Genomic DNA, 18644 nt, shown 5'->3' on the forward strand with positions numbered 1-18644 from the left:
CGTCCGGTCTAGAACTAAACCTAGTCCTGACAAGGTTAACACCATGACCGATACTCCCGATCCCATGCGCCGCCGCCTTCTTGCGGGTGTCCCGCTTGCCTCTGCCAGTTTGGCGCTGGGGGGCACGGCCAATGCTGCTGTGCAAGAGCCAGCGCCCGTAGACCCAAAGCAGCCGCTGTTCAACACGACGGATCACGTCGCCACCTATTACAAGCTGGCCCGCAGCTGACCCTAAGAGGAAGACCGCGATGCTTCGCCGCCGCACGACCACTATAACCGCCCCCGCGCCGCGCACGGGCACGACGCGCCGGGATTTTCTGCGCAACTCTGGCCTTGCTGGTTTGGCGCTAGGGTCCATCGGGGCCACAACGGCCGGGCGCGTCGCGCAGGCGCAAAGTGCCATACCGCCAAAGCTGGGCATGACGTATCACAAGACGATTTGCCAGTTCTGCTCGGTCGGGTGTTCGCTTTGGGCAGAGGTCGAAAATGGCGTCTGGACCGGGCAAGAGCCCGCGTTTGAAAGCCCCATCAATCAAGGCACCCACTGCGCCAAAGGTGCGGCCATGCGAGAGATCGCAATCGGTGATCGCCGCCTGAAATACCCGATGAAAAAGGTCGCTGGCGAATGGACCCGCATCAGCTGGGATCAGGCGATTTCAGAGCTGGGCGAGAAGCTGCTGGGAATTCGCGAAGAGTTCGGGCCTGACAGCGTCTATTGGCTAGGGTCGGCAAAATACTCGAACGAGCAAAGCTATATCTTCCGCAAGTTCGCTGCCTTTTGGGGCACCAACAACGTCGATCACCAAGCGCGCATTTGCCATTCCACGACTGTGGCCGGGGTGGCGAACACCTATGGCTACGGCGCGATGACGAATACCTTCAACGACATCCGCAACGCCAAATCCATCCTGATCATCGGCGGCAACCCCGCCGAGGCGCACCCGGTGTCGATGTTGCATGTGCTGGCAGGCAAGGAAAATGGCGGCAAAATGATCGTCGTCGATCCGCGCTTTACCCGCACCGCGGCCCACGCCGACGAATATGTCCGCATCCGCCCCGGCGCCGATATCGGCTTTATGCTGGGTCTTGTGCGCGAGATTTTCGCCCAAGGCTGGGAAGACAAAGACTACATCAACGCCCGTGTCTGGGGCATGGACCAGATCCGCGAAGAGGTCCAGAAATGGACGCTGGAAGAGGTCGAGCGTGTCTCGGGCATTCCCGCCGAACAGACGGCCCGCGTGGCCCGGATGTTGGCAGAAAACCGCCCCGGCACGTTGATCTGGTGCATGGGTTTGACGCAGTCGACGGTCGGGTCGTCCAAGACACGCGCGGCGTCGATCCTGCAACTGGTGCTGGGCAATATCGGTAAATCGGGTGGCGGTGCCAACATCTTTCGCGGTCATGACAACGTGCAGGGCGCGACCGATATGGGCGTGTCTTGTGATAGCCTGCCTGCCTATTACGGGCTGGACGAGGGCGCTTGGAAGCATTGGTGCCGCGTTTGGGATGTGGATTATGATTGGATGGTCAGCCGCTTCGCATCCAAGGATCTGATGCAGGCCGAAGGCATGCCGCTGTCGCGTTATATGGACGCGATTTTAGAGGCAAAAGAAAACCTAGACCAACCCAATCCGGTCAAAGCGATGATGTTCTGGGGCCATGCCGCGAACTCTATCACACGCGGGCCAGAGCAGCGCGAGGCGCTGGATAAAGTCGATGTGCTTTGCGTGATTGACCCGCATCCGACGCAGGTCGCGATTATGTCGAACAAGCAGGACAACGTGTACCTGCTGCCCGCATCCTCGACCGCTGAAATCCACGGAACGGTGACGAACTCTAGCAGGTCGCTGCAATGGCGTGACAAGGTATTCGATCCGCTGTTCGAGGCGAAGTCGGACTACGAGATCACCTACCTGCTGGCCGAAGCCTTTGGGTTTGCAGACGAAATGTTCAAGCATATCGATGTGCAGAACAAAGAGCCTGTCGCAGAGGATATGCTACGCGAGATCAACAAAGGCACTTGGTCCATTGGCTATACTGGCCAAAGCCCAGAGCGGCTCAAGCTGCATATGCAGCACCAGGACAAGTTTGACTCCATCACGCTCAAGGGCATGTCTGAACCTGTTTTGGGCGACTATTACTGCCTGCCATGGCCAACATGGGGCAACCCTGAGGACAAGCACCCCGGCACGCCGATCCTGTATGACACCACAATGCCCGTGGCCAAGGGTGGCTTGCCCTTCCGCGCGCGCTGGGGCGTTGAACATGACGGAGAGAACCTGCTGGCTGAGGGCAGCTTTCCTGCCGATTCAGAGATCAAGGATGGCTACCCCGAAGGCACGCTTGGCATGCTGGATGCGCTTGGCTGGTCTGACGAGCTGACCGCCAAAGAACGGCTGATGATCATCAGCATCGGCGCTGACCGCTTCAAGCATGACATGTTCAACATGACCGAAGATGAAGCGCAGATCGCGATGGATCAGTTGACGCTGGCGGCCTTGCAACAGCAGTCCGGCGGGTCGGACAATATCAACGAAAGCTGGGGCGGCGCTGATGGCGATACGTTGAACAGCGACCAGCAGATGGTTGCGGAACACTTCAGCAGCTATCCGGCCAACGCGCTGACAGCGATCAAGGCGTATCTGGCGGATAACCCGCAGGAAAAGGCCCCCGACGACGCAACTTTGCGCGATAAAATCCAGCGGGTGAACTGGAAAACGGACCTGTCCGGCGGCATCCAGCGCGTGATGATTGCCCATGGTCTGGCGCCCTATGGCAACGGCAAGGCGCGCTGCGTGGTCTGGACCTTCCCCGATCCAATCCCCAAGCACCGAGAGCCGCTGCTGACCAACCGCCGCGATCTGTTGCCTGAATATGCGACCTATGAAGACCAGCGCAAATGGCGTGTGCCGGTGCTGTATGAAAGCATCCAGAAGATTGATTACTCAAAGGATTTCCCGATCCAGCTGACTTCTGGCCGACTTGTGGAATTTGAAGGCGGCGGCGACGAGACACGGTCAAACAAGTGGCTGGCCGAATTTCAGCAGCATATGTTCGTCGAGATTAATCCAGCCGATGCGGGTCGCGCTGGCGTGACCGATGGCAACGACTGCTGGGTCGCGTCACCAAATGGCCGGATTAAAGTGAAGGCGCTCGTGACCAAACGGGTGGGCGAGGGGACCGTGTTCCTGCCGTTCCACTTTGCCGGTTTCTGGATGGGCGAGGACCTGACGTCGAAATATCCCGAAGGCACAGAACCCTATGTCTTTGGCGAGGCAACGAACACGATCCAGACCTATGGCTATGATATCGTGACACAAATGCAAGAAACCAAGGCAACGCTTTGCCGGATCGAGGCTGTCTAATGGCACGTTTGAAATTCCTGTGCGACACGGACCGCTGCATCGAATGCAATGCCTGCGCGACAGTCTGTAAGAACGAACACGAGGTGCCTTGGGGCATGGTGCGCCGCCGCGTTGTAACCATTGACGATGGCCAGCCCGGCGAGAAATCCGTCGCAATTTCCTGCATGCATTGCACTGATGCGCCCTGCGTTGCGGTCTGCCCTGTCAGCACGCTTTATCAGACCGATATCGGCGTCGTGCTACATAACAAAGATACCTGTATCGGCTGCGGCTATTGCTTTTACGCTTGCCCCTTTGGCGCACCGCAGTTCCCGCGCGCAACCCTGTTTGGGACGCGCGGCACGATGGACAAATGCACCTATTGTGCGGGCGGACCAGAAGAGAACGGCTCTGACGCAGAGTTTGCCAAATATGGCCGGAACCGTATTGCCGAAGGCAAATTACCAATCTGCGCCGAGGTCTGTTCGACCCGCGCCCTACTGGCTGGCGACGGCGAAGTCATCGCCGACATCTACCGCGAACGCGTCGTGGCACGGGGCTTCGGCTCTGGCGCTTGGGGCTGGAAAACCGCCTATTACCCGGAGGATGGCGCATGAGCGACGAGGTAATTGTCCACGGGCGCGACTTCGTCCGCTACCGCATCGGCGGTGCCATCGTGGCGTTTTTACTGGCGATTGCCTTGGTCTGGCAGGTGTTCGAAATTTTTGACGGCGACGCCCGCACTGTGCCTGAAATCCGGTGGGGCGTGACGGAATATAACGGCACTCAGATGGGCCCGCAGGACGCACCAAGCGCTTTGCTGACCGGACAGGCATTGGCTGATCGCACAACATTTCAGGCCGAACGTTACGCGACTGGGCCTTCGCCTGACCAACAGCGGCCCGATTATAACGTCGTGCCGGATACGATGATGACGACCAGCCCGATGGCTGACGGCGAAAAGCTGACGCAAAGCTGGTCGATCTATGGCGATGACACCGGCGCCTTGCTGCGACCCGCGCAGCAGACCGAGGGGATTTCGTCGCTGCCCTATGCCAACGCCGCCTTATTCGAGCGTCCCTTTGCCCGCGACTGGCGCCTTGGTGTGGCCGATCTGGCGGTGCATCTGGGGGCGATGGCGATCCTTGGTATGGGGTTTTTGCTTGCGCTGATTTTGGCGGTGCGTGGCCGGGTGCCAATTGCCCATGGGCGCAGCAACCGCACTGTGAAACGGTTCAATTTGTTTGAACGCACGGTGCACTGGATGACCTCGATCAGCTTCATTGCCCTTGCGCTGACGGGGCTGACGATTGCCTATGGCAAAACGCTGTTGATGCCATTCGGAGAGACGGTTTTGGGCTGGGCCGGATGGATTTCGACCTGGGGGCACATGATGTTTTTCCCGTCCTTTGCTGTAGGTATCCTGCTGATGGCGGTGATGTGGATGGGCCGCAACATTCCCGAATGGCGCGACCTAAAATGGCTCAGCGTCATGGGGGGTATGGCGACTGACGGCGGGCCGAACCCGCCTGCGAAAAAGTTCAACGCGGGGCAAAAGCTGATCTTTTGGTCGGCGGTTTTGGGCGGCGCACTGATGGTCGTGTCCGGCGTGACGCTGATGTTTCCCTACTACTGGGCAAGCCTTGGTACGATGTCTTGGGCCATGCTGGTGCATGCCATCATCGGCCTCATGCTGATCGCGATTTTTATCGGCCACATCTATATAGGGACGGTCGGGATGCAGGGTGCCTTTTGGGCGATGTGGGGCGGCCGGGTGGACCGGAATTGGGCCAAGGAACACCATGAAATCTGGCTAAACGAGCTTGAAGGACGCAACGGAGGGCCTGCGGAATGACCGCTTTTATTACTGGTGCCTTCGCAGCTATCGCTTTGGCAACGCTGACATATTTTGCGATGCAGGCAGGCACAGTTACAATGGTTGAACGCTTTGCTGGGCCTAATGTTCAACTGCAGGAATATCAGGCGAACGACTGACGCGTTTTACACTTTTCGCGGAACCAGACGGCCGATGCGTGGGTTGATCGGGCACAGCAGAATACTGCATTGCCCGACATTCCCAACAAAGGACGGCCCGATGAAAACGAGCCTAACGATCAATGGCACAGAGCATCAGCTTGACGCCGACAGCCGCACCACATTGCTGGACGCGCTGCGCAACCACCTTGACCTGACCGGCACGAAAAAGGGCTGTGATCATGGCCAATGCGGGGCCTGCACCGTGATCGTGAACGGGCGGCGCATCAACTCTTGTTTGTCGCTGGCCTGCATGCACGACGGGGACGAGATTACGACGATCGAGGGGCTTGGTCAGCCCGGCAACCTGTCCGACCTGCAAGACGCATTTGTGAAACACGACGGTTTCCAATGCGGCTATTGCACCCCCGGCCAGATTTGTTCGGCGACTGCGATGTTGCAAGAGGTCAAGGACGGCTGGCCGAGCCATGTCAGCGCTGACCTGACCGGCGACGTGGACCTGACCAACGCCGAGATTTCAGAGCGGATGTCGGGCAACCTGTGCCGCTGCGCTGCCTATCCCAACATTGTCGACGCAATCCGTGAAACCGCGGAGGGGCGCAAATGAAACCTTTCGATTATATCCGCGCTGATAGCACGACCCACGCCACCCGCTCCGCGGGGCAGGGGGCAAATTTCATCGCAGGCGGCACCAATCTGCTGGACCTGATGAAGCTGGAGGTGATGGCCCCGCACAAGCTGGTCGACATCAACCGGCTGGACCTGCACCAGATCACGGAAGTCGACGGCGGGCTGCGCATTGGCGCGCTTGTCAGCAATTCTGATCTGGCCGCCGACATGACGGTGCGCAAACAGTATCCGGTGCTCAGCGAGGCGCTGCTTGCCGGGGCTTCTGGCCAGCTTCGCAACAAGGCCACGACGGGTGGCAATCTGCTGCAACGCACACGGTGCTATTATTTCTACGACACAGCTATGCCCTGCAATAAGCGCGAGCCGGGCAGTGGATGTCAGGCGATGGAAGGCGCGACGCGTCTGCACGCAATCCTTGGCACCTCTGACGCCTGTATCGCCAGCCATCCCAGCGACATGGCCGTTGCCATGCGCCTGCTTGATGCCGTGGTTGAAATTGAAAGCGCGGGCGGCGCGGTCCGCTCTGTGCCGCTGTCGGAGTTCTACCGCCTGCCGGGGCAGACGCCCCATATCGAAACCGTGCTCGAACCCTCTGACCTGATCATTGCTGTGACGCTACCAGCGCCCGCCAAGGGTGCGCAGACCTATCGCAAGGTGCGTGACCGTGCGTCCTATGCCTTTGCCATGGTGTCGGTTGCGGCGCGTGTGCAGATGGACGAAGGCACGATCACTGATGCGGCCTTGGCCTTTGGCGGCATCGGATCGCAACCTTGGCGTAACCCGGCGGTTGAAAAGGCGCTGATCGGGCAAAAACCTAGTCCGGAGTTGTTCGCCAAGGCGGCTGACATCCTGCTCGCGGATGCCAAGCTGCAAAAGGACAACGCCTTCAAGGTGCCGCTGACGCGCCGCACCCTGATTGCCACTTTGAAGGAACTTTGCGGAAAGGACGCGGCATGAACGCTCATCTGAAAATGGACAAGCCGGACGACCGCAACCGGCTGGACGATATGGCGCAAGGCTTGCTTGGCACGGCGATGGACCGGCCAGAGGGACCGCTAAAAGTCACTGGCACCGCCACCTATGCCCACGAGGCGCACCAGCCCGGCATGCTGCACGGCGTGCTTGTCCGCGCAACGATCGCGCGGGGCACATTGGACGGGGTCGAGGCGGCAGCCGTTGAAAAGCTGCCCGGCGTGCGCAAGGTGATGTGGGGCGACAAGTTCCTGCGCAACCCGGCGCAGGGCACGGCGAATAAGGCCCCCGTGCAGGGCAGTTCCGAGATTTACTATATCGGCCAGCCCGTCGCCTTGGTCGTCGCCGATAGCTTTGAGGCCGCACGCCATGGCGCGCAGTCGCTGGAATTACGGATGACGGCAGGCACGGCTGTCCCGGACGCCAAAGCGGACGGTGTCGCGGTCGAGCGGCCCGAGAAAAAACAATCCTCTATGGGTGATCTGAAGGCTGCGATGCAGGATGCCGCCTTTACCGTCGATCAGCGCTACACGACGCCGGGCCACAACTCTGCCCCGATGGAGCCGCATAGCGCGATTGCATGGTGGGATGGCGATCAGCTGACCCTGCATGCGTCGAACCAGATGCTGAAATACAACGTGAACGAGGTCGCGGACTCCCTTGGGATCGATCCCGAAAAGGTTCATCTGCTCGCGCCATATGTCGGCGGCGGGTTTGGATCGAAGCTGGGGATTTCCCCTGATGCCGTCGCGGCGGCGGTAGCTGCAAAAGAGCTGGGCGTGCCGGTGTCCGTGATGCTGACGCGCCAGCAGGTGTTCGAAAACGTGATGCGCCGGTCTGAAACGGTGCAGGATTTCCAGCTCGCTGCCGACAAAGACGGTGTTCTGACGGGGATCGGTCACACCGCGCGTGTGTCGCAGCTGCCGGACGAATCCTTCGCAGAGCCCGTCACGCAGGCCACCCCCTTTCTTTACAAGGGTGAAAACCGCGAAACGCATATGGAAATCGTGCGCGTGAACCAGACCTGCGCCGGTTCTGTCCGCGCACCAGGAGAGGCCGTCGGCCTGACCGCGCTGGAAATCGCGATGGACGAACTGGCCGTCGCGACCGGCATCGACCCGGTGGAATTGCGCAAGCGCAATATCCCGGACCGTTCCCCGGGCGAGGACAAACCGTTCTCGTCACACAAATTGGCCGAGGCGCTGGACGATGGTGCGGCCATCTTTGGCTGGGCGGACCGCAAGAAGGGCGCAACCGACGGCGAATGGCTGATTGGCTACGGTATGTCATCGGCGGCGCGGGTGAACATGATTGGCGAAAGCCATGCGCGTGTAACCCTCAACCCGGACGGCACGCTGCTGATCGAAACCGATATGACGGATATCGGCACCGGCACCTATGCGATCCTAACGCAGATTGCCGGCGAAATGCTGGGTGTGCCGCAGGACCGGATCGAGACGCGGCTTGGCGATAGCAAGCTGCCAAAATCCGCAGGCTCTGGCGGGTCGTGGGGTGCGTCCTCGGCTGGCTCTTCGGTCTATCTGGCCTGCGAAAAGCTGCGCCAGACCATTGCGGCCAAGCTGGACTGCAACGAGGGCGATTTGACGCTGAAGGATGGCACTGCGACGTTTGCGAATAAACAGACTCCATTGACCGACTTGATTGGCGATGCGCCGATGGTCGTCGAAGGCGCGATTGAGCCGGGGAAGACGCAGAAGGACTTTCGTCAGGCCACGTTCGGGTCATTCTTTTGCGAGGTCGGTGTAAATAGCGTGACAGGCGAGGTGCGCCTGCGCCGGATGCACGGCAGCTTTGCCGCTGGCCGCATCTTGAACGCGAAAACCGCGCGGTCGCAGTGCCTTGGCGGGATGACGTTTGGGATCGGCATGGCCCTGACCGAAGAGCTGATCCAAGACACCCGTGACGGTCATCTGGTGAACCACGATCTGGCGGAATACCACATTCCGGTAAACGCCGACGTGCCGCAGCTTAGCGTGAACTTCATCGCAGAGCGTGACCCCTACGCCAACCCGATGCAGGCCAAAGGCATCGGAGAGTTGGGAATTTGCGGCGCTGGTGCGGCGATCATCAACGCCATCTATGACGCAACAGGCGTGCGTGTGCGTGATTTGCCCGCGACGATGGACAAGATCCTGCCAGGGCTGCCGGACGTTTAAATACTGCGACTGCCGCTCGGCCAGTCCGGGCGGCAGAATTGCCATTCGTAATGCGAATATTGATTTAGTAAGGCGAAGGGGTTATATTCAAGGCGCAGGAGGATCGTGATGCAAGAATCAACATTGACCACAAAAGGCCAGACCACCTTGCCCCGCGACGTGCGGCAGGCGCTCTCGTTGCAGGCGGGTGACCGGGTGCGGTATCTGATCCTTGATGGCGGAGAAGTGCGTTTGATGCGCAGCCGGCCTGCTGCGTCACTTGCTGGGATGCTGCGGCGGGATGGCGCGGCACCTGTCAGTCTAGAGGCGATGGAAGAGGCAATTGCCGCCAGGGGCAGTGACGGCAGGTGATTGCGATCGACACAAATGTGCTGGTGCGGTTTCTGACGCTAGACGATGCCGCACAAGCTGCGCTTGCTGTAGGGTTGATTGACACGCTCACGCCGCAGGCCCCTGCCTTTATCAGCCGCGAAGTTATGATCGAAACCGTTTGGGTGCTGGAACGCGCCTATCGCTTTGACCGCATGACCATCGCGCAGGCGCTTGATGCCGTACTAGAGGCAGAGGAGATTTTGGTCGAAAACCCTGACCGTGTCGGTCTTGCGCTGTCGCGATATCGCCATGGCGGTCCGGGGTTTGCGGATCAGATGATCGCGCTGGCCGGGCGCGATGCGGGGGCGGCGACCTGCTATACGTTTGACCGCAAGGCTGCCGCTTTGCCTGAATCGACATTGCTGGCGTGATCATCGCTGCGTGACCCGCGTGCAACGCAGTTGCCGCCGGGGGTGAAACCCGCGTATTTCAGCCCGTAACGAAGCGGCACAGGATCCCAACAATGACCAATCCGATTGACGCGCCCGCGACGGGCCGCTGGCGCGCGCTTGCTTTGATCTGTCTTGGGGTCGTGGGCGTCATGACAACGTGGTTTTCCGCAACAGCGATCATTCCAGAACTGGTATTGGATTGGGGTCTAAGCACATCGCAAGCGGCATGGCTGACCAATGCGGTGCAGCTGGGGTTCGTGGCCGGGGCCATGGCGTCAAGTATCGTGAACCTGCCCGATATGGTGCGCATGCAAACGCTGATGGCCGTCAGCGCCTTGATCGCTTGCGCGGCGAACGCGGCGCTTTTGCTGGACCCGTCGCCGGGCGGCGCGATTGCGGCGCGGTTCGTCACCGGGATCGCGCTGGCGGGCGTTTATCCCCCCGCGTTAAAGCTGATGGCGACGTGGTTTTTGCTGGGGCGCGGGCTGGCGCTGGGGTTCTTGATCGGGGCGCTGACCCTTGGATCGTCCATGCCGCATTTGTTCCGCGCCTTGACCGCAGGCATCGCTTGGCAGGCGGTTGTGATCGCCACATCGCTGGCGACGCTGGCGGCTGCGATCCTATTTGCGACGGCATTGCGCGAAGGACCGCACGGTTTTGGCCGCGCGACATTCGATCCACGCCAGTGCCTGCGAGTGTTTACGCAAAAGCCGTTAATGTTGGTAAACCTCGGCTATTTTGGCCACATGTGGGAGCTTTATGCCATGTGGGCGTGGTTTTTGGCCTTTGGGACGGCTGCGGCGCAGGGCGGCATGACACCGTTCCCGTTCGGCTCTGCGTCGATGCTGAGTTTTGTCGTCGTCGGGTCAGGCGTGATCGGATGCATCTTGGGCGGCGTGCTGTCGGACCGGATCGGACGCTGCCTGACGACGGCGGGGATGATGGCCGTGTCGGCGGTCTGTGCGCTGCTGATCGGGTTCACCTTTGACGGGCCGGGGTGGTTGCTGGCTCTTGTCGCGATTATCTGGGGCATTTCCGTCATCGGTGATAGCGCGCAGTTTTCAGCTGCGGTGACCGAGCTGGCTGATCAACGATTTGTCGGTACGGCTGTGACCTTGCAGCTTGGCTTTGGTTTTGCGCTTACCGTGGTTGCCATCTCGATCATGCCGATCGTGGCAGAGTGGTTGGGCGGTTGGCAGTGGGCCTTTGCCGTGCTGGTGCCCGGTCCGGCGATCGGTGCTTTTGCGATGATGTGGCTGCGCCGCCTGCCAGAGGCTGCGGCCTTGGCCGGGGGCCGGCGGTAGGGATCGACGCGGCTTTGCCGCGCCGATCCGCGGGGGGCTTTGCCCCCCGCACCCCCCAAGATATTTTTGACCAGAAGAAGGGTTGGTTAGGCTGATGCGGCCGCGCAAGACAAGTGCGGGATAAGGGGCAGCAGATCCGCTTGCAACGCGTGGTAGATGTCGGGTTTTCCGATGAATTGGTGCTGTGCAGGTTTGCCGGCGTCGTCCAGTTCGGGAAACCAGCCGCCATGATCTGGGTCAATGAGGTGCGACTGGGCAAATTGCCAGAACGAGCGATAAAGCGCTTCGTCCTGAGGATTACGGTCGAGTTTGACGAGCGCGGCAAGGGCACCGATCGCCTCTGTCACGGGCCACCAATAACGGTCGGGGCGGTCAATCTGCCCGTCTTTGAGCGTATAAGCGAAACCGCCGTCGGGGCGCCAAGCGTCGGTGATGGCCTGCAGGATCAGATGGCGCGCGGCTTTGGGGGCGGTGTCGCCTTTGCGCCCGGCCAAATCCCAATGTTGCAACGTCAGGCGGCCCAGTTCCATGCTATGACCTGGGGTCGTACCAGCGGGGCGGAACATGGGATTGCCCTCGTAAGCCGGATCAACGGACCAGTCTTGGGTGTAGTGTTCTGGCAACCGCCAGCCATTTGCAGGGGCCATTTGGTGGACGAAAAAATCAATGATCCGGCCGGCGCGGTCCAGATAGCGCGCCTCTCCCGTCGCCTCGAACGCAGCGAGGTGGGCCTCTACCCCGTGCATATTTGCGTTCATGCCGCGGTAGGTGGAAAACGGCGTCCAGTCGCGGTTGAACTCGTCCGCGTAAAGGCCGCGCGCCTCTTCCCAAAAGTGGGTGTCCAGCACTTTGGTCACATCGGCCAGCAAGCGGTCAGCGTCGGGGTGCCCCGCCTCTTTTGCTGTGGATGCAGCGAGAAGGACAAACATATGCCCGTAGGCCAGTTTGCTGGCATCCGCGGGGCTGCCATCACGGGCGACGGACCACAGATAGCCGCCGTGCTGGGTGTCGCGGTGCGCTTGCCAGAGATAGGCCATGCCCGCATCGATGACCGCGTCGCAATCGGCAAAACCGAAACATTTCGCCAGCGCAAAGGAATGAACCATACGCGTCGTTGTATGCAACTCTTGCGGGGCATCTGGCATCGGCGTGCCGTCCCAGCTGGGAAGGTTAAAACCACCATCAGCGCGGAGCATCTGGCGAAACACATCGAGTTGACGCTGCGCGTCGTGGCGCAAAAACGCGCGGTGTGCGGTGTTGTCGATCCAGAATCCGGTATCGGTATCTTGGCCTATCTGCATGGTGCCCCCCTCGCGGGCTGCGGATGCACGCCCGGTCATGGGCACACTTATGGGGCGCCGCGGCGGCAGATGTGTAGCGCAATTTGTCAGGAGCGCCGGGGGGCTGTCAAAAAGCTTGCTTTCGTCTGTAATTTCGGACCAGTTTGATGCACGGGTCGGCGATGGCGTCGCCAGCATTTATATGCGCGCCCGGAACCCTAATTCCTGAACGCCGGGATTTTTCTTTGCTGCTTTGCGGGTAGAGAGGTCACTCTTTCACGCGCGCTGCGGCAAGTTGATGAAGGAGCCAGTCATATGGATCGTCCAGAGTTCTACCGTTTTCATCAAGGTGAAAAAACGCTGCCCTTTGCGCCTGCGGAATACCAAGCGCGCCTTGCGCATTTGCGCCGCGACATGCAGGCCAATGGTGTGGAGGCTTGCGTTTTCACCTCTATGCACAATGTCGCGTATTATTCGGGGTTTCTGTATTGCGCCTTTGGTCGCCCCTATGCGCTGGTCGTAACGCAAAGCGTGGATGTGACGATCAGCGCTGGCATTGATGCGGCCCAGCCGTGGCGGCGCAGTCATGGCGACAACATCACCTATACGGATTGGCAGCGGGATAATTATTGGCGCGCCGTGCTTTCGGTTACCGGACCAAACAAGGTGATCGGCTGCGAGTTCGATCACCTGACCATCACCCAACGTGCCTTGCTGGACCGATTTTTGGCCCCCAAGGATGTCGTGGATATGGCACCCATCACCATGTTGCAGCGCATGCATAAATCAGCAGCGGAAATTGACCTGATCCGGTCCTGCGCGCAAGTGGCTGATGTCGGGGGCTATGCTGTCAGGGACGCTATCAAGGCAGGCATCCGCGAAATTGATGTGGCGATGGCAGGCCGAGACGCGATGGAGCTTGAGATCGCAACGCGTTTCCCGGACGCGGAATACCGCGATACATGGGTCTGGTTTCAATCGGGCATCAATACAGATGGCGCACATAATCCGGTGACAAGCCGCAGGCTGGAACGGGGCGATATTCTTAGCCTCAATACTTTTCCGATGATCAGCGCCTATTATACGGCGCTGGAACGGACGCTTTTTGTCGAAGCAGTTGACCCGGCAAGTCTGAAGATTTGGGAGGCCAATGTCGCAGCGCATACCTTTGGGATGAGCCTGCTGAAACCGGGTGCGCGCTGTTCCGACGTCACCGCGCAGATCAATGCATTCCTCGCGGATCGCGGCCTGCTGCAATACCGCACCTTTGGCTACGGCCATTCGTTCGGCGTGCTGTCGCACTATTATGGCCGCGAAGCGGGTCTGGAACTGCGCGAAGATATCGACACTGTCCTAGAGCCGGGCATGGTCATTTCGATGGAGCCGATGCTGACAGTGCCAGAGGGGACGCCCGGTGCGGGCGGTTACCGAGAGCATGATATCTTGATTATAACCGAGGACGGCAACGAAAATATTACCGGCTTCCCCTTCGGGCCTGAATTCAACGTCATCGGTTAGGTGCACGATAAGCAGAAGGCTGCATGGCCTTCTGCTTTCAGACGCAATGCTAATATTTAAAACGAGCATTCAGGGTCGCATGCGCGCGATAGAATCCTCTAACTAAGTTGGCCCCGTGCAGAACGACACCCAACACCTTGGGGCCAGCTTGCCACTTGCGAAGTTTTGCCGCCGCGTGAGGCTTTATGACAAAGGCTCAAGTGATATCGAAGGCTGCCAGAAAGCGGTCAACCGCGCGGGTGATGGCTTTGGTCGGATCGTCAGGGCAGGGCACCTGATAGATGTGCTGGCGGATGCCGATGTAGACAATGCCGCCGTGCAAATTCCATAGATCCTCAATCTCGATACTTTGTGGATCAGGTGCAGCTGCCTGCATTTCCGCAAGGAGCGGACCAAAGATCACGCGGCCTAAATGGTCAAGGTAGCGACGGTTCAATTCAGCCCCCGCGAGGCCCGAAAACATAAAGATGCGCATCCATTCGTATTGAAAAATCAACTTGCTGTAGTCGTCGTAGAAATGCAGCACGCGGTCGCGAATGGACCGGTTCCGATCCGTCAATAGCGTCGGCCAATCATCGGATAGGCGGTTCAGATACACATGCTCGTAGACGGCTTCCAGCAGGTCGGATTTCGCCGCGAAATAGTTGAACAGCAGCGACTGCGTGACGCCCAAACGCTTGGCCAAATCGCGCGTGTTTCCCTCTAGCCCGACATCGGCAAAGAACGCGACGGCGCCTTCAACGATCTGGCGGCGACGTTCGTCGGGCGGCAGGCGGCGGCGGTCTGGGGCGGGCTGGGTGTCCATAGCGTGCTTCTTAATACGAGGTGGTCTGAAAATACCACTTGCAATAGTGTGCCAACTAATGATCGTATGATCAATAAGGTTGATCGATTGATCAACAATCGTGCTGGAGGGCGCGATGAAATGGGAGGAGAGATGCCGTGAAAGCATCAGTTGGCGGGTATGCCCGCGCTACGGATCTGCGTCATGCGCTTGATCTGCTGGCGCAAAGTGACGGGATGGGGCGCGTTCTAGCGGGCGGTCAAAGCCTGATTGCCGCAATGAATATGCGTCTTAGTACCGGCGATCTGCTGGTGGATATCAATCAGATTGCAGCGCTGAAGGGTGTCACCCTTGACGGCGACCGTCTGCGGATTGGCGCGCTGACCCGCCATGCAGAGGTCGCAACAGACCCGCTGATCGCACGGCACGCCCCCCTGCTGCGCCGCGCCACAGACCTGATTGCCCACGCGGCCATTCGCAATCGCGGCACCATCGGCGGGGCGATTGCCCACGCCGATCCGGCGGCTGAATTTCCCGCCTGCGCGCTGGCCCTTGATGCCACCATTCATGTGGACGGGCCGGACGGGCCGCGCGATATTCCCGCTGCGGATTTCTTTGAAGGCCTGTTTGAAACCACGATCCAAGAGGGCGAAATTCTGACGGCCATCAGCCTTCCAATTGCCGAAGACGGCGAACGGCAAGTGATCCATGAACTTGCACGCCGCTCTGGCGATTATGCGCTGGCGGGGCTTTGTGTTGTGCGGCGCAGGGCCGGGCACCGGATCGTCTGCATTTCGGTCGGATCGCACCCCGAATTGGCACCGGATGCCATGGCGCGGATGGATGCAGGCGATATCGACGGCGCCGTTGCCGCCCTGCGCGCGGCGATCGATCCGCCGTCCGACACGCAGGCCAGCGCCGCTTATCGCCGCCACCTCATTGGCGTCTTGTTGCAGCGCGCCGCCGCTGACCTGAATGGAGAGCCCCAATGACCGCCGTCTTTTCCGATCGCATCGATATCGCCCTGCGCGTCAATGGCGAAGAGGTTGATGCCCGCGTCCCAGCCGGGCGACATTTGGTTGATTTTCTACGCCTTGATCTGGGCCTAACCGGGGCACACGCTAGCTGCGAACACGGTGTTTGCGGCGCCTGCACAGTCAAGGTGGACGGCCAAGCGATCCGGGGCTGCTTGATGCTTGCTGCGCAGGCCGATGGTGCCGACGTCTGGACCGTTGAAGGCCTGAGCGACACTGGCGACCTGTCCGACCTGCAAGCGGCTTTTGTTGCGCGCAACGCGCTGCAGTGCGGTTTTTGCACGCCGGGGATGTTGGTTGCAGCACAGGAACTGCTGGCGCAGCCCGGTATTCCAAGTCGCCACGCCATTCGCGAACATTTGTCCGGTAACTACTGCCGCTGCACCGGCTACGAGGCGATCGTTGATGCAATCGAAAGCACCGCGCAGGCGCGTGCGGATCGGGGGGTGGCATGACCATGCGTTTCGGCAATCCTGACCGGCCCAACAGTTATATCGGCAAGACCGTGCCGCGCCCGAATGCGGGGCGTCTGGTGCAGGGGCGGGGCCAATATGTGGATGACATCGTGCTGCCGCGCATGGTGCATGTTGTCTTTGTCCGCAGTCCCTACGCCCATGCGAAAATAATCGGTATCGACGCGTCCGAGGCGCTTGCGGTCAAAGGGGTGCTACGGGTCTTTACCGGCGCTGACATCGCAGCGGTTTGCACGCCGTGGGTTGGCGTGTTGGCGCACCTAAAGGGGCTGAAATCGCCCCCCGAATATGCCATCGCCGTGGACCGCGCCGCATGGGTCGGAGAGCCCGTCGCGGCCGTCGTCGCAAGCACGCGCCTAGCCGCAGAAGAAGCCGCCGCGCTGGTCGATGTCGACTATGACCCGCTGCCAGAGGTCACCGATATGATGACCGCGCTGGACGATGCCACACCCGTTTTGCACCCCGACATGGGCGACAATCTGGCGTTTGAACGCACTCACGTCGAGGGCGACATCGATGCCGCCTTTGCCAGCGCGCACAAGGTGATTGAGGCGCATTTCAAGACAGGTCGCCATACTGGCGTTACGCTAGAACCGCGTTCTATCCTTGTGGATTGGAATCCGGGCGAAGGTCAGATGACTGCGTGGCACGCGACGCAAGCCCCGCATATGGTTCAGGTCGTGTTGGCAGAACACCTTGGCATGCCGGAATCCCGCGTGCGGGTGATTTGCGGCGATGTTGGCGGGTCGTACGGGATCAAAGTTCACATCTATCCAGACGAGGTCGCGACAGCGGCGATCGCCAAAATCATGGCGCGTCCGGTCAAGTTTATCGCTGATCGGCTCGAGAGTTTCACCACCGATATCCACGCCCGCGATCATGAAATCTGGGGCCGGATTGCGGTGGCAGAGGACGGCGAGATCCTTGCCTTTGACATCGACGACTGGACGGCGATTGGTGCCTATTCGGTTTATCCGCGGACCTCGGCGATTGAGGGTAACCAGGTCGTGAACCTGTGCGGCGGGCCTTATGATTTCAAGAACTACCGCGCCAAGACGACAGTGGTGTTCCAGAATAAAACGCCCACTAGCCAGTACCGCGCGGTGGGCCATCCTATCGCGGTCACCGTGACCGAAGGTCTGGTCGATATGGCCGCCGCCGCGCTTGGCATGGACCCGGTCGCGATCCGGCGCCGTAACTTGTTTGCTGATGACGCCTATCCAGCGACGTCACCTGCAAAGATGCGGTTCGAAGGATTGTCGCACCATGCCAGCCTGACCAAGTTGGTGGACCTGATGGACTACGACGCCCTGCGCGCGGATCAGGCCGCGGCAAAGGCGCGCGGGGTTGTGCGCGGCATCGGCATCGCCAGCTTTATCGAACTCACCAACCCGTCGCCCATGATGTACGGCATTGGCGGCGCCCGCATTTCGGCGCAGGACGGCTGCACTGTGCGCATGGATCCGGACGGCAGCATCGTCGCGGCATCGTCCGTCACCGAACAAGGGCAGGGGACCGAGGCGATGCTGTCCCAGATCGTCGCCGAAGGCGTAGGCGTGCTGCCAACGCAGGTCCGTATTGTCACCGGTGACACGCAATCCACACCTTACGGCGGCGGCACATGGGCATCACGCGGCGCAGGCATCGGCGGAGAGGCGGCTTTGCAGGCCGCAAAGGCGCTGCGAAATGCGATCCTAGAGGTTGCAGGCGCGATGCTGCAATGCCCGCCCGATACGCTGGATATTCGTGATGGCGCGGTAGTGGATATGTCGGACGGCGCGGACCGCATGCCGCTGTCTGAACTGGGCCGTATCGTCTATTTCCGCGGCGACACGTTGCCCAAGGGACTGCCAAGAGAGCTGGTTCAGACCCGGCATTATACGCCCGCTGACTATCCTTTTGCCTTCACCAACGGCGTGCAGGCGTCTTATGTCGAGGTGGACACCGATACAGGCCACGTCAAACTGCTCAAGCATTGGTGCGTCGAGGATTGCGGCCGTGTCATCAACCCACAGCTGGTTGATGAACAAATTCGCGGCGGCATCGTGCAGGGGTTGGGCGCTGCCCTGTTCGAGGAATTGCATTACGACGCCGAAGGCCAGCTGCTGAACGGCTCTATGGCGGATTACCTTGTCCCCATGGCGGGCGAGATGCCCGACATGATCATCGCCCACGTCGAAACGCCCACGCTCGAAAGCGAGCTGGGTGCAAAAGGCGCAGGAGAGGCCGGCACAGCTGGCGCAGCGGCGGCTGTTATGAACGCGATCAACGACGCGCTGCGGCCGTTCGGGGGGGAGGTGACGGCGATGCCGTTCACACCAGAACGGGTGCTGCGGGGACTTGGAAAGCTACAGGACTAAACCGGGCCA

The 18644-nt window shown here is 60.3% G+C and carries 17 protein-coding genes; 15 read left to right on the forward strand and 2 right to left on the reverse strand.

The features are described from left to right. The first annotated feature begins 43 nt into the window (after window positions 1-43). The 11 genes from KBW81_RS17700 (at window position 44) to KBW81_RS17750 (ending at window position 11186) form a co-directional block, all read left to right on the forward strand. Window positions 44-229 (forward strand): hypothetical protein, encoded by a 186-nt coding sequence (locus KBW81_RS17700; RefSeq protein WP_254249102.1) that lies wholly within the window; start codon window positions 44-46, stop codon window positions 227-229. Window positions 230-248: 19 nt separating this feature from the next. Continuing rightward, window positions 249-3365: a formate dehydrogenase subunit alpha gene (locus KBW81_RS17705; protein ID WP_254249103.1), complete on the forward strand. Its 3117-nt coding sequence runs from the start codon at window positions 249-251 to the stop codon at window positions 3363-3365. Next, on the forward strand, window positions 3365-3961 hold the full coding sequence (gene fdh3B, locus KBW81_RS17710) for a formate dehydrogenase FDH3 subunit beta (protein ID WP_090188942.1): 597 nt from the start codon (window positions 3365-3367) through the stop codon (window positions 3959-3961). The genes KBW81_RS17705 and fdh3B overlap by 1 nt, the downstream gene beginning before the upstream one ends. Further along, a complete protein-coding gene (locus KBW81_RS17715; RefSeq protein WP_254249104.1) occupies window positions 3958-5199 on the forward strand; it encodes a formate dehydrogenase subunit gamma in 1242 nt (413 codons plus the stop codon). The genes fdh3B and KBW81_RS17715 overlap by 4 nt, the downstream gene beginning before the upstream one ends. Then, on the forward strand, window positions 5196-5339 hold the full coding sequence (locus KBW81_RS17720; protein WP_254249105.1) for a hypothetical protein: 144 nt from the start codon (window positions 5196-5198) through the stop codon (window positions 5337-5339). The genes KBW81_RS17715 and KBW81_RS17720 overlap by 4 nt, the downstream gene beginning before the upstream one ends. Before the next feature lie 100 nt (window positions 5340-5439). Then, a complete protein-coding gene (locus KBW81_RS17725; protein ID WP_254249106.1) occupies window positions 5440-5946 on the forward strand; it encodes a 2Fe-2S iron-sulfur cluster-binding protein in 507 nt (168 codons plus the stop codon). Then, complete coding sequence (locus KBW81_RS17730; RefSeq protein WP_254249107.1) at window positions 5943-6926, forward strand: FAD binding domain-containing protein; 984 nt, start codon at window positions 5943-5945, stop codon at window positions 6924-6926. Before KBW81_RS17725 ends, KBW81_RS17730 begins: the two co-directional genes overlap by 4 nt. Next, a complete protein-coding gene (locus tag KBW81_RS17735; RefSeq protein WP_254249108.1) occupies window positions 6923-9118 on the forward strand; it encodes a xanthine dehydrogenase family protein molybdopterin-binding subunit in 2196 nt (731 codons plus the stop codon). The genes KBW81_RS17730 and KBW81_RS17735 overlap by 4 nt, the downstream gene beginning before the upstream one ends. Before the next feature lie 108 nt (window positions 9119-9226). After that, window positions 9227-9469 carry an AbrB/MazE/SpoVT family DNA-binding domain-containing protein gene (locus tag KBW81_RS17740; RefSeq protein WP_090188933.1) on the forward strand — a complete coding sequence of 81 codons (243 nt, stop codon included), beginning with the start codon at window positions 9227-9229 and terminating at the stop codon, window positions 9467-9469. Beyond that, entirely contained in the window at window positions 9466-9861 is a 396-nt protein-coding gene (locus KBW81_RS17745) for a PIN domain-containing protein (protein WP_254249109.1), read from the forward strand. Before KBW81_RS17740 ends, KBW81_RS17745 begins: the two co-directional genes overlap by 4 nt. A gap of 92 nt (window positions 9862-9953) precedes the next feature. Further along, window positions 9954-11186 carry an MFS transporter gene (locus tag KBW81_RS17750; protein WP_254249110.1) on the forward strand — a complete coding sequence of 411 codons (1233 nt, stop codon included), beginning with the start codon at window positions 9954-9956 and terminating at the stop codon, window positions 11184-11186. 86 nt (window positions 11187-11272) lie between these two features. On the opposite strand, the gene KBW81_RS17755 is transcribed toward KBW81_RS17750, so the two are convergent. After that, window positions 11273-12487, reverse strand: coding sequence for an AGE family epimerase/isomerase (locus KBW81_RS17755; protein WP_254249111.1), 1215 nt, complete (start codon window positions 12485-12487; stop codon window positions 11273-11275). 294 nt (window positions 12488-12781) lie between these two features. Between KBW81_RS17755 and KBW81_RS17760 the strand changes: the two genes are divergently transcribed. After that, on the forward strand, window positions 12782-13984 hold the full coding sequence (locus tag KBW81_RS17760) for a M24 family metallopeptidase (protein WP_254249112.1): 1203 nt from the start codon (window positions 12782-12784) through the stop codon (window positions 13982-13984). A gap of 196 nt (window positions 13985-14180) precedes the next feature. On the opposite strand, the gene KBW81_RS17765 is transcribed toward KBW81_RS17760, so the two are convergent. After that, a complete protein-coding gene (locus KBW81_RS17765) occupies window positions 14181-14789 on the reverse strand; it encodes a TetR/AcrR family transcriptional regulator (protein WP_090188925.1) in 609 nt (202 codons plus the stop codon). A 137-nt stretch (window positions 14790-14926) separates the two neighbouring features. Here KBW81_RS17765 and KBW81_RS17770 point away from each other — a divergent pair, with 137 nt between their 5' ends. Genes KBW81_RS17770 through KBW81_RS17780 form a run of 3 tightly spaced genes read left to right on the forward strand, consistent with a single transcriptional unit; the run spans window position 14927 to window position 18635 of the window. Further along, entirely contained in the window at window positions 14927-15760 is an 834-nt protein-coding gene (locus KBW81_RS17770) for an FAD binding domain-containing protein (RefSeq protein ID WP_254249113.1), read from the forward strand. Further along, window positions 15757-16257: a (2Fe-2S)-binding protein gene (locus KBW81_RS17775; protein WP_254249114.1), complete on the forward strand. Its 501-nt coding sequence runs from the start codon at window positions 15757-15759 to the stop codon at window positions 16255-16257. Before KBW81_RS17770 ends, KBW81_RS17775 begins: the two co-directional genes overlap by 4 nt. Then, a complete protein-coding gene (locus KBW81_RS17780) occupies window positions 16254-18635 on the forward strand; it encodes a xanthine dehydrogenase family protein molybdopterin-binding subunit (protein ID WP_254249115.1) in 2382 nt (793 codons plus the stop codon). Before KBW81_RS17775 ends, KBW81_RS17780 begins: the two co-directional genes overlap by 4 nt. Window positions 18636-18644 lie beyond the last annotated feature (9 nt).

The sequence above is a fragment of the Loktanella salsilacus genome (assembly GCF_024206795.1).
Taxonomy (GTDB): Bacteria; Pseudomonadota; Alphaproteobacteria; order Rhodobacterales; family Rhodobacteraceae; genus Loktanella; species Loktanella salsilacus.

What these genes read in the sequence shown, in the direction of transcription:
- KBW81_RS17755 (WP_254249111.1), bottom strand. Translation starts at nt 12,487, where the DNA reads ATGCAGATAGGCCAAGATACCGATACCGGATTCTGGATCGACAACACC.
- KBW81_RS17740 (WP_090188933.1), top strand. Translation starts at nt 9,227, where the DNA reads ATGCAAGAATCAACATTGACCACAAAAGGCCAGACCACCTTGCCCCGC.
- KBW81_RS17725 (WP_254249106.1), top strand. Translation starts at nt 5,440, where the DNA reads ATGAAAACGAGCCTAACGATCAATGGCACAGAGCATCAGCTTGACGCC.
- KBW81_RS17765 (WP_090188925.1), bottom strand. Translation starts at nt 14,789, where the DNA reads ATGGACACCCAGCCCGCCCCAGACCGCCGCCGCCTGCCGCCCGACGAA.
- KBW81_RS17715 (WP_254249104.1), top strand. Translation starts at nt 3,958, where the DNA reads ATGAGCGACGAGGTAATTGTCCACGGGCGCGACTTCGTCCGCTACCGC.
- KBW81_RS17730 (WP_254249107.1), top strand. Translation starts at nt 5,943, where the DNA reads ATGAAACCTTTCGATTATATCCGCGCTGATAGCACGACCCACGCCACC.
- KBW81_RS17720 (WP_254249105.1), top strand. Translation starts at nt 5,196, where the DNA reads ATGACCGCTTTTATTACTGGTGCCTTCGCAGCTATCGCTTTGGCAACG.
- fdh3B (WP_090188942.1), top strand. Translation starts at nt 3,365, where the DNA reads ATGGCACGTTTGAAATTCCTGTGCGACACGGACCGCTGCATCGAATGC.
- KBW81_RS17735 (WP_254249108.1), top strand. Translation starts at nt 6,923, where the DNA reads ATGAACGCTCATCTGAAAATGGACAAGCCGGACGACCGCAACCGGCTG.
- KBW81_RS17780 (WP_254249115.1), top strand. Translation starts at nt 16,254, where the DNA reads ATGACCATGCGTTTCGGCAATCCTGACCGGCCCAACAGTTATATCGGC.
- KBW81_RS17705 (WP_254249103.1), top strand. Translation starts at nt 249, where the DNA reads ATGCTTCGCCGCCGCACGACCACTATAACCGCCCCCGCGCCGCGCACG.
- KBW81_RS17750 (WP_254249110.1), top strand. Translation starts at nt 9,954, where the DNA reads ATGACCAATCCGATTGACGCGCCCGCGACGGGCCGCTGGCGCGCGCTT.
- KBW81_RS17760 (WP_254249112.1), top strand. Translation starts at nt 12,782, where the DNA reads ATGGATCGTCCAGAGTTCTACCGTTTTCATCAAGGTGAAAAAACGCTG.
- KBW81_RS17700 (WP_254249102.1), top strand. Translation starts at nt 44, where the DNA reads ATGACCGATACTCCCGATCCCATGCGCCGCCGCCTTCTTGCGGGTGTC.
- KBW81_RS17775 (WP_254249114.1), top strand. Translation starts at nt 15,757, where the DNA reads ATGACCGCCGTCTTTTCCGATCGCATCGATATCGCCCTGCGCGTCAAT.